Source organism: Synechococcus sp. GFB01 (genome assembly GCF_001039265.1).
GTDB lineage: Bacteria > Cyanobacteriota > Cyanobacteriia > PCC-6307 > Cyanobiaceae > NIES-981.
Genome location: NZ_LFEK01000056.1, coordinates 1 through 12,079, shown reverse-complemented (window position 1 = coordinate 12,079; position 12,079 = coordinate 1). Strand labels below are relative to the sequence as shown.

18 protein-coding genes and 1 pseudogene are annotated in these 12,079 nt (G+C 72.0%); 11 read left to right on the top strand and 8 right to left on the bottom strand.

The genetic code is table 11. The annotated features are described in order from the left end of the window. The coding region (locus SYNGFB01_RS07980) for a paraslipin (protein ID WP_048017627.1) at positions 1-457 on the bottom strand (457 nt) is incomplete at its 3' end. Between the two features lie 37 nt (positions 458-494). Here SYNGFB01_RS07980 and SYNGFB01_RS07975 point away from each other — a divergent pair. The 5 genes from SYNGFB01_RS07975 to larB are packed head-to-tail and all read left to right on the top strand — an operon-like array spanning position 495 to position 3,470. After that, positions 495-977: an NfeD family protein gene (locus SYNGFB01_RS07975; protein ID WP_048017626.1), complete on the top strand. Its 483-nt coding sequence runs from the start codon at positions 495-497 to the stop codon at positions 975-977. A 36-nt stretch (positions 978-1,013) separates the two neighbouring features. Next, on the top strand, positions 1,014-1,499 hold the full coding sequence (gene ispF, locus SYNGFB01_RS07970; protein ID WP_048017625.1) for a 2-C-methyl-D-erythritol 2,4-cyclodiphosphate synthase: 486 nt from the start codon (positions 1,014-1,016) through the stop codon (positions 1,497-1,499). Beyond that, positions 1,496-1,924, top strand: a complete 429-nt coding sequence (locus SYNGFB01_RS07965) for a TIGR03792 family protein (RefSeq protein WP_048017624.1) — start codon at positions 1,496-1,498, stop codon at positions 1,922-1,924. The genes ispF and SYNGFB01_RS07965 overlap by 4 nt, the downstream gene beginning before the upstream one ends. Beyond that, the gene (locus SYNGFB01_RS07960) at positions 1,921-2,760 is read left to right on the top strand and encodes a methyltransferase domain-containing protein (RefSeq protein WP_048017623.1); all 840 of its coding nucleotides are present in this window, start codon (positions 1,921-1,923) and stop codon (positions 2,758-2,760) included. The genes SYNGFB01_RS07965 and SYNGFB01_RS07960 overlap by 4 nt, the downstream gene beginning before the upstream one ends. After that, a complete protein-coding gene (gene larB, locus SYNGFB01_RS07955; RefSeq protein WP_048017630.1) occupies positions 2,757-3,470 on the top strand; it encodes a nickel pincer cofactor biosynthesis protein LarB in 714 nt (237 codons plus the stop codon). Before SYNGFB01_RS07960 ends, larB begins: the two co-directional genes overlap by 4 nt. Here larB and SYNGFB01_RS14915 read toward each other — a convergent pair. The 5 genes from SYNGFB01_RS14915 to ribF form a co-directional block, all read right to left on the bottom strand. Then, positions 3,444-3,602 (bottom strand): hypothetical protein, encoded by a 159-nt coding sequence (locus SYNGFB01_RS14915; protein WP_200900079.1) that lies wholly within the window; start codon positions 3,600-3,602, stop codon positions 3,444-3,446. The genes larB and SYNGFB01_RS14915 overlap by 27 nt on opposite strands. A 75-nt stretch (positions 3,603-3,677) precedes the next feature. Next, positions 3,678-4,601, bottom strand: a complete 924-nt coding sequence (locus tag SYNGFB01_RS07950; protein ID WP_369795522.1) for a DUF1517 domain-containing protein — start codon at positions 4,599-4,601, stop codon at positions 3,678-3,680. A gap of 24 nt (positions 4,602-4,625) precedes the next feature. Next, positions 4,626-4,736 (bottom strand): sulfur carrier protein ThiS, encoded by a 111-nt coding sequence (gene thiS / locus SYNGFB01_RS16375; protein ID WP_369795521.1) that lies wholly within the window; start codon positions 4,734-4,736, stop codon positions 4,626-4,628. Positions 4,737-4,931: 195 nt separating this feature from the next. Further along, entirely contained in the window at positions 4,932-6,029 is a 1,098-nt protein-coding gene (locus tag SYNGFB01_RS07945; RefSeq protein ID WP_235300030.1) for a thiamine phosphate synthase, read from the bottom strand. 66 nt (positions 6,030-6,095) lie between these two features. After that, positions 6,096-7,112, bottom strand: a complete 1,017-nt coding sequence (ribF, locus tag SYNGFB01_RS07940) for a riboflavin biosynthesis protein RibF (protein WP_048017621.1) — start codon at positions 7,110-7,112, stop codon at positions 6,096-6,098. A gap of 86 nt (positions 7,113-7,198) precedes the next feature. Here ribF and SYNGFB01_RS07935 point away from each other — a divergent pair, with 86 nt between their 5' ends. Then, positions 7,199-7,780: a DUF3611 family protein gene (locus SYNGFB01_RS07935; protein ID WP_048017620.1), complete on the top strand. Its 582-nt coding sequence runs from the start codon at positions 7,199-7,201 to the stop codon at positions 7,778-7,780. A 16-nt stretch (positions 7,781-7,796) separates the two neighbouring features. On the opposite strand, the gene surE is transcribed toward SYNGFB01_RS07935, so the two are convergent. Further along, a complete protein-coding gene (surE, locus tag SYNGFB01_RS07930) occupies positions 7,797-8,603 on the bottom strand; it encodes a 5'/3'-nucleotidase SurE (protein ID WP_048017619.1) in 807 nt (268 codons plus the stop codon). 56 nt (positions 8,604-8,659) lie between these two features. Here surE and pheS point away from each other — a divergent pair, with 56 nt between their 5' ends. The 5 genes from pheS to SYNGFB01_RS07910 all read left to right on the top strand — a co-directional run bounded on the left by pheS (position 8,660) and on the right by SYNGFB01_RS07910 (position 11,864). After that, positions 8,660-9,667 carry a phenylalanine--tRNA ligase subunit alpha gene (gene pheS, locus SYNGFB01_RS07925; RefSeq protein ID WP_048017618.1) on the top strand — a complete coding sequence of 336 codons (1,008 nt, stop codon included), beginning with the start codon at positions 8,660-8,662 and terminating at the stop codon, positions 9,665-9,667. An 86-nt stretch (positions 9,668-9,753) separates the two neighbouring features. Then, positions 9,754-10,671, top strand: a complete 918-nt coding sequence (locus tag SYNGFB01_RS07920; protein ID WP_048017617.1) for an NAD(+) kinase — start codon at positions 9,754-9,756, stop codon at positions 10,669-10,671. Further along, positions 10,637-11,080 carry a hypothetical protein gene (locus SYNGFB01_RS16370; RefSeq protein ID WP_369795520.1) on the top strand — a complete coding sequence of 148 codons (444 nt, stop codon included), beginning with the start codon at positions 10,637-10,639 and terminating at the stop codon, positions 11,078-11,080. Before SYNGFB01_RS07920 ends, SYNGFB01_RS16370 begins: the two co-directional genes overlap by 35 nt. Positions 11,081-11,130: 50 nt before the next feature. Beyond that, positions 11,131-11,349, top strand: coding sequence for a winged helix-turn-helix domain-containing protein (locus SYNGFB01_RS16365; RefSeq protein ID WP_369795519.1), 219 nt, complete (start codon positions 11,131-11,133; stop codon positions 11,347-11,349). A 95-nt stretch (positions 11,350-11,444) separates the two neighbouring features. Continuing rightward, entirely contained in the window at positions 11,445-11,864 is a 420-nt protein-coding gene (locus SYNGFB01_RS07910; RefSeq protein WP_369795518.1) for a DUF192 domain-containing protein, read from the top strand. Here SYNGFB01_RS07910 and SYNGFB01_RS07905 read toward each other — a convergent pair. Continuing rightward, positions 11,827-12,079, bottom strand: a pseudogene (locus tag SYNGFB01_RS07905) (bifunctional cobalt-precorrin-7 (C(5))-methyltransferase/cobalt-precorrin-6B (C(15))-methyltransferase); the annotation flags it as partial. The gene SYNGFB01_RS07910 and the pseudogene SYNGFB01_RS07905 sit on opposite strands and share 38 nt — an antisense overlap.

Genomic DNA, 12,079 nt, shown 5'->3' with positions numbered 1-12,079 from the left:
CGCCCCAGGGGTCGGTGGCCTGATCCAGCTCCTTGAGCAGCACCTCGTTCACCTCGCTGCGGGTGGTGAAGGTCTGGTCGAGGTCAAGCTTGCCCATCTCGGCACGGATCTGGGTGAGCACCAGATTCACCATCGCCGACTGCAGGTTGTCGACGGCGTAGTAGGCGCGGGCGTGCTCGAGCAGCTGCCAGTACACCACCGCATCCACCTCGATCGCCACGTTGTCGCGGGTGATGCACTGCTGCGGCGGGATGTCGAGCACACGCTCCTTGAGCGACTCGTGGCTCACCACCTTCTCCACCACGGGCAGCACGAAGGAGAGCCCCGGCTGCAGCTGGCGGTCGTACTTGCCCAGCCGCTCCACCAGCCGCGACTGGCCGCCGCTGGTCACCTTGACGCTGTTCAGCCCCAGCACGGCCATCACCACCAGGGCCGGTAACGAGAGCAGGGCTTCCATCGCCGATCCGATGCCACTGCCGTCAACCCTAGGCAGCATGACCACAGTGCACCAGAGCGCCACCACCATGCTTCCCGCCGCCCTGATCTGGCTGGTGTTCGGGCTGCTGCTGCTGCTGCTGGAACTGCTGGGCGCCGACTTCGACGGACTGCTGGCCGGTGCGATCGCCGCCCTGGCGGTGTCGGCGATCACCGGGATGGTGGCCCTGGCGCCGCTGCTGCAGGTGGGTCTGTTCGCGGGGCTCACCGCGCTGCTGCTGGCGGCCCTGCAGCACTGGATGGGGCGGCAGCGGCAGCGGGCCATCCCGCCGCCCGCCGACGGCGACCGGGCGGAGGTGATCAACGGCTTCGGCAGCCGCAGCGACGGACGGGTGCGCTGGCAGGGCCAGAGCTGGGCGGCCACCAACCTCGAACCGGCCGGTGCGCTCCAGCCCGGCGACAGTGTGCTGGTGATGGGTCGCGACGGCACCCGCCTGCAGGTGCTGCCGGAACGGACGGCGGGGCATCCGGTGAAAGACTGACCCGCTCCACGCCGGCAGCGGTCCGGCCACCCACCCATGCAGCTGCGCATCGGCAACGGCTACGACATCCACCGCCTCGTGCCGGGGCGGCCGCTGATCCTGGGAGGCCAGCGTCTCGAGCACCCCGCCGGCCTGGGCCTCGATGGCCACAGCGATGCCGACGTGCTCGTGCACGCGATCATCGATGCCCTGCTGGGAGCCCTCTCGCTGGGCGACATCGGCCGCCACTTCCCCCCCGACGATCCGCGCTGGAAGGGGGCCGACAGCCTGAAGCTGCTGGAACGGGTGGTGGCCCTGGTGGCCGAGCGAGGCTGGAGCGTGGCCAACGTGGACTCCGTGGTGGTGGCGGAGCGACCCAAGCTGAAACCCCACATCGAGGCGATGCGCGGCGCGATCGCCGCAAGCATGGGGCTCGAGCCGGATCAGGTGGGCGTGAAGGCCACCACCAACGAGAAGCTGGGCGCCGAGGGCCGCGAGGAGGGCATCTCCTGCCATGCGGTGGCCCTGCTGCGGCAGCCATGACCACGTTGGCTAGGTTGCTGGCCGTGGTGCTCAGCCTGGTGATGCTGCTGGCCGGCCATCCCGATGCGGCGCTCGCCGCGGGCGAACGGCCCGGCGAAGCGGTCGAAGTGGCCGTGGTCGAGCATCTGCGCCTCAAGGTTCCCGCCGAGGCCCGCAAGGCCTGGCTGGAGGCCGAGCGCGGCAGCTGGGAACCCTGGCTGCGGCAGCAGCCGGGCTTCGTGGGTCGCGACCTGCTCTGGGACGCCGAGCGACAGGAGGGCACCCTGTTGATCCGCTGGGCCAGCCGCGAGCAGTGGAAGGCGATTCCCACCGCCGAGGTCGAGGCGGTGCAGGAGCGCTTCGAGCAGCTGGCCCGGGCGGCCACGGGCCAGGGCAGCGGCAACCCCTTCCCGCTGGTGTTCGAGGGGGAGCTGCTGCCCCCATGAACCGGGCCGCCGCCCGCGACAACCGCTCCTACGTGCTGGGCAGCCATGCCGAGGAGCGCGCCCGGTTGAACCGCCAGCACTGCATCTGGCAGGAGGCGATGCTCTCGGCATGGCAACGGGCCGGCTTCGGGCCGGGCCAGCGCCTGATCGACCTGGGCTGCGGCCCGGGCTTCGCCAGCCTCGAGCTGGCCGAGCTGGTGGGTCCCAGCGGCGGGGTGCTGGCCATCGACAGTGCGGCGGCCTACCTGGATCACCTGCAGGAGCAGTGCCGCCAGCGGCGCCTGGAGCAGGTTCGGATCCTTCAGCACGACCTGGCCGAGCCCCTCGCCAGCGCCGCCCTCGACGCGGGCAGCTGGGATGGGGCCTGGTGCCGCTGGCTGGCCATGTTCCTGCCCCGGCTCGACCCGCTGCTGGATCTGCTGAAACAGGCGCTCCGGCCCGGCGGGCGGCTGGTGCTGCACGAATACGTGCGCTGGGACAGCTTCGCGCTCCACCCGCGGGGCGAGCAGCTGGCCCGCTTCGTGCAGCGCTGCATCCTCCACTGGCGCGACCACGGCGGCGATCCCGACGTGGCCGCGCGCCTGCCGGCCCTGCTCGAGGCGCGGGGGTTCCGGTTGCTGCACAGTGACAGCCTGATGGCCTGCTCCCCCGGCGATCAGCCCAAGGCCCTCTGGCTGCAGGACTTTCTGGCCAGCTATCCGGCCCAGCTGAGCGCCGCCGGCCTCTGGAGTGCCACCGAGCAGACCGCCCTTGAGGCCGAGCTCAGCTGGGCCCGCCGCCACACCAGCCTCTGGATCACCCCGGCGCTGGTGGAGATGGTGTGGGAGCGGCGATGACGCGCCAGCACCGACTGGATCTCGGCCGCCGCCGCCGGCTGGGCATGGTGGAGGCGATCTGGGGGGAGCACAAGAGTGCCGAGCAGATCGCGGCGATCCTGCGGGAGCTGCATGCCGCCGGGGAGCTCGCCCTGGCGACCCGCCTGGCGCCGGGGAAGGCCGAGGCGGTGGCCGCCTCCCTTGATGCGCACCCCGAGATGGAGCTGCGGCACCATGCCGAAGCCCGCTGCCTCACCGCCGGCCGCCTGCCGGAACCGGGCCCGCTGGAGGGACGGGTGGCGGTGCTGAGCGGCGGCACCAGCGACCTGCCGGTGGCGGCCGAGGCCCGGCTGGCACTCGCCTGCCACGGAGTCGCCGCGGAGCTGGTGCTCGATGTGGGTGTGGCCGGGCTGCACCGGCTGCTGGATCAGCTCGAGGCCCTGCGGCAGGCCGACGTGCTGATCGCCTGCGCCGGCATGGAGGGAGCCCTGCCCACCGTGCTGGCCGGGCTGCTGCCCCAGCCCGTGATCGGCGTGCCCGTGGCGGTGGGCTACGGGGTGAGCGCCGGGGGCACCGCCGCCCTGCACGGCATGCTCGCCAGCTGCGCCCCGGGGCTGATGGTGGTCAACATCGACAACGGCTACGGGGCGGCGATGGCGGCCCTGCGAATCCTGCGGGGCTGGGGCGACGGCCGGAGCGACCGATCAGCAGCCCCGGCGCAGGCTGTCTGAGCCCGGCACCTCGAGCTCCAGCAACCCCTCGATCCAGAGCCGCATGCTGCGCGGCAGCCGGCCCTGCTCGTAGCGCTCGATCGCCTGCAGGAGCACGGGAGTGTTGACCCAGTGGAGCGGACGGCGCACCATCGCCCTGGCAGGCAGCTGGGCGCAGTGTGGGCAGGCGGCGAGCCACCGGCAAGGGGGTGGACGCCGCGTTGAGCTTCAGAGATGCTGCAGATCGGGGTAGGCGGTGAGCAGCTGGTCGGTGCTGAGCGATTCACCATCGCCCTCCGGCTGCCAGATCACTTCCACGGCCAGCAGATCCTGAGCCGGCACGGCGCTGAGCGTCTGCAGGGCCTGGCGCAGCTGCTCGGCGCTGGAGGCCGCGGGCAGCGTCAGCCGCTGACGGCTGGCCACCAGCACGGTCACGGCGATGAAATCGCTGGTGGCGTCGCTGGCACCGGCCGGCAGTGCCGGGTCCTGGAAACGGCGGCCGCCCACGTTGCTGGTGAGCTCGCGATCCAGCTTGGATCGCTCCGCCATCGACAGGCGGTTGAAGGTGGATTCGGCCGCGGTGAAGGGCACCTGACCCGCTTCGGCGCTGGCGTAGACCCAGAGGTCCGGGTGGCGCAGCAGGGCCAGGCCGGTCTCCTGCAGCACCACCTGCAGCCCGGTGCTGCTGGAGGTGTCGGCGGAGGCCGCCAGGCGACGCAGATCGACCTGGAGGTCGCGGGCGCGGGCCAGCAGACCCACCTGCACCTGGGCCACGGTCACGGGGCCATCGGCCTGAGGCACGGCCAGGCTGCCACCGCCGGAAGACGAGGCTCCGCCCCCGCGCACCGCGTTGAGGATCAGGCCCACCACCGCCATCAGCAGCAGGAAGCCGAACAGCCCACCGCCGCCGAAGAAGAAGGGCAGCACGAAGGGGAAGCCGAAGCCGCCGCCATAGCCCCCGCCGTACCCGCCGCGGTAGCTGCCGCCGTAGCCCCCGCCACCGCTGTAGCTGCGAGGCATCGAGGGTGCGCTGCGGAAACTGCCTCCGCCGATGCGTCCGCCGCTGGCGGTCCAGCCGGGCTCGGGATGGACCACCAGCAGACCGATCACGAGGACCGGAAGGGCCAGCCAGGAGAGAACGCGGCGCAGCACGGCAGCAGGAAGGGTCTGAAAAATCTAGGAACCACCTCCCACGATGGTGACCACTTCAAGCACATCGGATTCCACCACCGGCTGCTCGGCCCAGCGCTGCCGCGGCAGGATCACGCCGTTGAACTCCACCACCACCAGCTGGGGGCGATAGCCGAGCGCCGCCAGCGCCTGATCGAGGCTGAGGCCGGCCGGCAGCGGCGGGGCTCACCGTTCACCTGGATCGCGATCGGCTCCATGAGCGGGAGGAGGGCGGGATAGGGGCTGGTGGGAACACGGGCCTGATGAAAGCCTGAGGGGTGGACCGGGGAGCTGTGCCGGGGCCTGCCCGGCTCAGTGAGCGCGGCCCAGAGCGGCCAGCAGCTGGCGGGTGGCCATCGCCGGATCGGCGGCCGCCGTGATCGCCCGCACCACCGCCACCCGCTCGGCACCGGCCTTGCGCACGACCGCCAGGTTGCCGGCCTCGATGCCGCCGATCGCGAACCAGGGGATCGCGCTGCTCGCCGCAGCCTGGCACACGTAGTCGAGCCCCACCGGCTGGCGGCCGGGCTTGGTGGGGGTGGCATTGACCGGCCCGACCCCCACGTAGTCGCAGCCGTCGGCGATGGCCCGGCGCAGCTGCTCGAGCTGGTGGGTGCTGCGACCGATCAGCCGATCCGGGCCCAGCAGGCGACGGGCCACGGCCACCGGCAGGTCCCCCTGGCCGAGGTGCACGCCATCGGCATCCACCGCCAGGGCGATGTCGAGGCGGTCATTGACCAGGAAGAGCGCCCCATGGCGGGCGCAGAGGCGTCGCAGCGCCTCGGCCTGCTCGAGGCGCATGCTGTCGTCGAGGGGGGTGCCGTCGGAGCCGCTGCCCCCCTCCTTGGCCCGGTACTGCACCAGCCGCACCCCACCCTCCAGGGCCGCCTCTACCACCGCTTCCAGCCGTGGCACCGGACTGGTGACCAGATAGAGATGGCAGCCGGCCAGCCGCTGGCGGCGCTGCTCACCGGTGGCGCTGCGCCGGAGCTGCAGCAGCTCCACCTCCAGGTCGTAGAGGGCGTAGCGGATCGCGGCGGCCTCGATGGCGAGGGCGGCATCGAGCGGGCGGCCGAACTCCTCCAGCACCCGCAGCGCCTCCTGCACCCGCGCGGCATTGGCAGCCACCACCTCGGCCGGCTGGCGGCGCTGCTCCTGGGCCGGATGGCCCAGGCCGGCACCCCGGTCGGCGGCGGTGTGGCGGGCCTGCTTGTAGACGTCGGCATGAAGCACCCCCAGCCGCTGGCGCAGATCCTTCAGCCGTGCCACCAGATCGGGGCGATCGAGGCCGAAGCGGGCCCAGTCCTCGAGCACCCGCAGCCCCTCGCGGGCCCGGTCGAGATTGGCATCGATCAGGCGATGCACCGACCCGCGCTCGAGGCCGGCATCGCCGGGGCTGGGTAAGGTGATGCTCACGACGGCAGGCCGATGGCGATCGAAACGGGCGGGTCCGACAGGCCCATGCTGGTTCTGATCTCAGGCATTCTGCTGCTCGGCGGCATCAGCCTCTTCATCGTCTGGGGTCTCACCCACGCCTACCCGGGCGCATAGGCGTCGTGCCTGGTCGGCATCGCGGCCGATCTGCGCGCTGAGCGCCTGCAGATCGGCGAAGCTGCGCTGGCGCCGCAGCAGCCGCAGCGGCTGCACCACCAGCTCCTGGCCCTCGTCGAGATCGAGCCGGCGATCGAGCAGGTGCACCTCCACCGCCGAGGGGGCCAGCGGATCCACGCTCGGCTGCGGGCCCAGATTCATCACGGCCGCCATCGGCTCCCCGCCGGGCAGCTGCGCCCAGGCGGCATAGACACCCTCGAGCGGCAGGAACTTGCGGCCATCCACCCGCAGATTGGCGGTGGGCCAGCCCAGCTGGCGACCCAGTCGCCGGCCCCGCACCAGCTCGCCGGAGAAGCGGTAGGGACGCTCCAGCAGGCGAGCGGCCTCGGCGATGCGGCCAGCGGCCAGGGCGCGGCGGATCCGGCTGCTGCTCACCCGCTCCTCGCCATCCCACAGCATCGGCACCACCGCCACGTCGATGCCCAGGCCCCGCCCCAGGCGCACCAGAGTCTCGGTGTCGCCGCTGCGCCCGGCACCGAAGCGGAAATTGCTGCCCACGGCCACGCGGCGCGCCTGCAGCTGCTCCCCCAGCACCTGCTCCACGAAGGCCTCGGGGCTGAGCGCCGCCAGATTGCGGTCGAAGGGCACCAGCACCAGCTGACGGATGCCCAGGGGTTCCAGCAGGCTGAGCTTCTCGGAGGGCAGATCCAGCCGCAGCCGCGGCTCGNCGTAGAGCACCTCGCGGGGATGGGGCCAGAAGCTCACCACCGAGGGCACCGGCGACCCCGGGGCGGGGGCAGTGCCCGGCTCCGCTGCGGGGGAGGGCTGGGCAGCGGTGATGGCCGCGATCACCCGGCGATGGCCGGGGTGAAGTCCGTCGAAGCTGCCGAGGGCGATGGCCGTGGGTCGGAGCGCGTCCTGGGGAGTACGCAGCGGGATCAACGCAGTGTCAACGCAACGGATGCCTCTGCAGTGCGGGCCGCAGCGATCTTCCCATGGCAACTTTGGGGCATTCCCGACCGGCCCCGATGGCGGATCGTCTCGACCTCCAACGCATCGCCGCGGCCCTGCGACGGCTTGGCTGGGTGCGGTTCTGGGCCCAGGTGGTGCTGGGCGTGGTAGTGGTGGGCGTGCTGGTGTTCAACAACATCGGCGGCCGGCTGGTGGCCAACTCGGCGCGGGCCATCGGCCTCGGGCCGGGCATCTCGCTCACCACCCTCGCGTTTCTGCTGCTGCTCTGGTCGATCTGGCAGAGCTGGCTGGTGGTGCGCTGCGGCCGGGCTCTGGCCAGTCCGGTGCGGCCCAGCAAGGGGGAGACGGCCCGGCTGATCAAACGCGGTGTGCTCGGCGATCTGATCGGCCTCAGCCTGGCTGTGTTGGGCTATCAGTCGCTGGCGGGCAGCCTGTTCGTGCAGGCCTCCCAGCAGGTGCCGGGCTTCTTCGGCGCCCAGATCCAGCAGGTGCCCGGCACCGCCGGCCGGGTGGTGGGTCTGCCGATCACCTCGATCGAGATGCTGTCGGTGCTCGGCAACACCCAGGTGCTGTTCGCCCACCTGATCGGCCTCTGGATCAGCCTCTGGCTGCTGCAGCGGATGCATCGGCCCGGCTAGGGCCGCCGCCCTTCACTCAGATCGCCAGCCCGGGCAGATCGCCGCAGTGCCCGCGCCAGAAGAGCTCCGGCTGCAGCGGCGTGAGGGCGATGCCGCCGGCATGCACATGGGCCACATCGATGGGCCAGTCCGGGGGGCCGGCCACCTCGGCCTCCAGATCGTTGGCCACCTCACCGGCCAGCCAGTAGTAGGTGCGGCCGCGGGGATCGACGCGCCGGTCGAACTGATCGGTGTAACGCCGCACCGCCTTGCGGCACCAGCGCAGGGGGCCGATGCTCTCCTCTGGCAGCGGCGGCACGTTGAGATTGAGCAGCATCCGATCCGGCCAGCCCGCCTGCAGCATCGCCTCGGCCACGTCGAGGGCGATGCGGGCGGCGGGCTCGAACTGGCGCCACTGGAAGTCGGCGCTGCTCACCGCCAGGGCCGGCAGCCCNTCGATCGTGCCCTCCATCGCCGCGCTCACGGTGCCGGAGTAGAGCACGTCGGTGCCGAGATTGGGGCCGTGGTTGATGCCCGAGAGCACCAGGTCCGGCCACTCCTCCAGCAGCGAGAACAGGGCCAGCTTGACGCAGTCGGAAGGGGTGCCGCTGCAGGCCCAGGCGCGCACGCCGTCGTCGAAGAGCTCATCGGCCCGCTCCGCCCGGATCGGGGTCTGCAGCGTGAGCCCGTGACCGGTGGCGGAGCGCTCCTGATCGGGGCACACCACGGTGACCGCATGCCCCCGCGCCAGGGCGGCATTGGCCAGGGTGCGGATGCCGGCGGCGAACACGCCGTCGTCGTTGCAGATCAGGATCCTCAGAGGCTGGAGCGACGGGGACGCCATCGGCACGCGCGGCTGCTCCGTACAGTCTCCCCTTCGCCTTCGTGCCCGGCCCTGTAGTGAGCGTCACCGTGTCGCTTTCGGATCTCACCGCCCGGCTGGAGGAGCTGGAAGCCGAGGCGGCCGCCGCCATCGCCGCCGCCGCCTCCGCCGCCGAGCTGGAGGAGCTGCGGGTGGGGCTGCTGGGCAAGAAGGGCCGCCTCTCGATGGTGCTCGGCGCCATGGGGCAACTGCCCGGCCCCGACCGGCCGGTGATCGGCCAGCGCGCCAACCTGCTCAAGGACCAGCTCTCCGGTCTGCTGAGCGATCGGCTGGCTGCGGTGAAGGCGGCGGCGATGGCCGAGCGCATCGCAGGTGAAACGCTGGATGTGACCGCCCCCTGCCGCTACACCCCCCCGGGGCACCGCCACCCCCTGATCAGCACGATCGAGGAGATCGTCGACATCTTCTGCGGTCTGGGGTACCGCGTGTCGGAGGGGCCGGAGATCGAGACCGACTACTACAACTTCACCGCCCTCAACATCCCGGAGCACCACCCCGCCCGGGACATGCAGGACACCTTCTATCTCGAGGACGGCCGACTGCTGCGCACCCACACCTCCCCGGTGCAGATCCGCCATCTGGAGAACAATCCACCACCGGTGCGGGTGATCGCGCCGGGCCGCGTCTACCGTCGCGACGCCGTGGATGCCACCCACTCGCCGGTGTTCCACCAGGTGGAGGTGCTGGCGATCGACGAGGGCCTCGACTTCAGCCACCTGCGCGGCACCGTGACCGCCTTCCTCCAGGCGTTCTTCGGAGACCTGCCGGTGCGCTTCCGGGCCAGCTACTTCCCCTTCACCGAACCCAGCGCCGAGGTGGACGTGCAGTGGCGCGGCCGCTGGCTCGAGGTGATGGGCTGCGGCATGGTCGACCCCGCCGTGCTCACGGGCATGGGGCTGGATCCGGAGCGCTGGAGCGGCTTCGCCGCCGGCCTCGGGGTGGAGCGCTTCTGCATGGTGCGCCACGGCATCGACGACATCCGCAGGCTCTACACCAGCGATCTGCGCTTCCTGGAGCAGTTCTGAGCCGGTTCAGGCGCATGGCCGGCCCGGCCGCTGCGGGCCCGGCACACCCAGGCCTCATAAACTCAGGCAGTTCCCGCCTCCGATCGGTGCCGCGCGCAGGACTGATCGTGAACGACGGCAAGGAGCTGGCCGTCGCGACCGCCGACGCGATCGAGGCGAGGCTCAAGGCGGCCGGCTTCGCGGTGGCCCGGGTCACCAGCGTGGGGGGCATGGTGGNCTTCGCCAACCCCGATCAGCACCTGCGCAGCCGCGGCTACGCCGGCTGTGTTCCCGCTGCCTTCAGCGAGGAGATGGCCCTGGCGATCGTGCTCGGCGGCGACGGCACCGTGCTCTCCGCAGCCCGGCAGACCGCACCGATCGGCGTGCCGATCCTCACGATCAACACCGGCCACCTGGGCTTCCTGGCCGAGGCCTACCTGCCCCAGCTCGACGGGGCCCTCGATCAGGTGATCGCCGGCGAGTGGACGGTGGAGGAGCGCACCACTCTGGTGGTGAGCGTGATGCGGGGCGAGCAGCGGCGCTGGGAGGTGCTCTGCCTCAACGAGATGGCCCTGCACCGGGAGCCGCTCACCTCGATGTGCCACTTCGAGATCGCCATCGGCCGCCACGCCCCGGTCGACATCGCCGCCGATGGGGTGATCCTCTCCACCCCGACCGGCTCCACCGCCTACGCCCTCAGCGCCGGCGGGCCGGTGATCACCCCCGACTGCCCGGTGCTGCAGCTCACGCCGATCGCGGCCCACTCGCTGGCTTCGCGGGCTCTGGTGTTCAGCGACCGGGAGCCGGTCACGGTGTTTCCGGCCACGCCGGAGCGCCTGATGATGGTGGTGGATGGCAGCGCCGGTTGCTACATCTGGCCCGAGGATCGGGTGCTGATCCGCCGCAGCGACCATCCGGTGCGCTTCGTGCGGCTGGCCGACCACGAGTTCTTCCAGGTGCTGCGCAACAAGCTTGGGTGGGGCCTGCCGCATGTGGCCAAGCCCGGCAACGCACCGAACCCGTGAGCGCCACAGGCCCGCCGCCGGCCGGCGTGCTGCTGCTGGGGCGGAGGCCGAGGCCCTGGCGGCCAGGCTCGAAGCCTCCGGTTACCGCATCGTTGACCCCGGGGCCGAGGCCAGCGGCGTGGAGGGCCCGGATCTGGTGGTACTGGCCGCCTCGGAGGCGCACCGCATTCCGGAGCTGCGGCAACGCTTCGGCGCCGTCCCGCTGCTGCTCGATGGCGGCCGCGACGACCTGGAGGCCCGCTCCCGCTGCCTGAGCAGCGGCGCCGACGACTTCTGGCTGTCGGGCCTGGGACCGAGCGATCTGCTGATGCGCCTGCGCCTGCACCGCGACATCCGCCGCCGGACGGGCCAGCCGCCGCTGCTGCTGCAGGCGGCGATCTCAGCCTCAACCCCGCCAACCGCGAGCTGAAGCGGGGCAGCCGCCGCATCAACCTCACCGCCCGCGAATATCAGCTGCTCTTGCTTCTGCTGGAGCGCCGGGGCACCGTGGTGTCACGCGAGCAGATCCTGCGCCAGGTTTGGAACGACGATCAGGCCACCTCCAGCAATGTGATCGAGGTCTACGTGCGCTACCTGCGGCAGAAGCTCGAGCAGGGCGGCGAACGGCGCCTGATCCACACGATCCGCGGCCAGGGCTACTGCCTCAGCGAGCGCATGCCGCCCCTGGAATCGCGCTGAGAGCCCGCCTCACCCCGCTGGCCGCCGCCCTGCTGGTCGGCGCCGGCAGCCCCGCCTGGGCGAACCGGCCCACCTGGCAGCAGCCGCCGCCGCAGGTGCTGCCGATCGAGGCGCGCTGGTGCCTGCAGCCAGGCCGCTGCATCGACCTGGAGGTGGCGGATGAGCCCCATGAGCAGGCCAAGGGGCTGCAGCTGCGCCCACCGCTGCCGGCGCTGCGGGGCATGTGGTTCCCCTTTGACCGCCCCACGCCGGCCCGCTTCTGGATGCATCGCACCCCGGAACCGCTCGACATGCTGTTCGTGCGCGACGGCCGGGTCGTGGCGATCGAGACCGCGGCCCAGCCCTGCATGCATCTGCCCTGCCGCAGCTACGGCCCCGACGAGCCGGTGGACGGCGTGATCGAACTGGCCTCCGGCCAGGCGGCAGCCCAGGGAATCGCGGTGGGCACTCCGGCGTCGATCGAGCCGCTGCTGGCGGTCAGGAGCGGCGCCCAGCCAGCACCAGCACGGGATTGAGCGGCGCCAGGCGGGTGCCATCGGCAAGGGGGGCGCCTCGCCAGGCCTGATGCTGGCTCAGGCTTACCGACAGTCCCGCCTGCTCCAGCAGGGGCCGCAGTTCCGCCAGGGCCTCGAGCGTGGCCAGCGGCATCACCACCACGCCCCCCCGCCGCAGCCGCGGCAGCACCGCCGCCAGCAGGGCCGCGCGATCACGGCCGCCGCCGCCCAGCAGC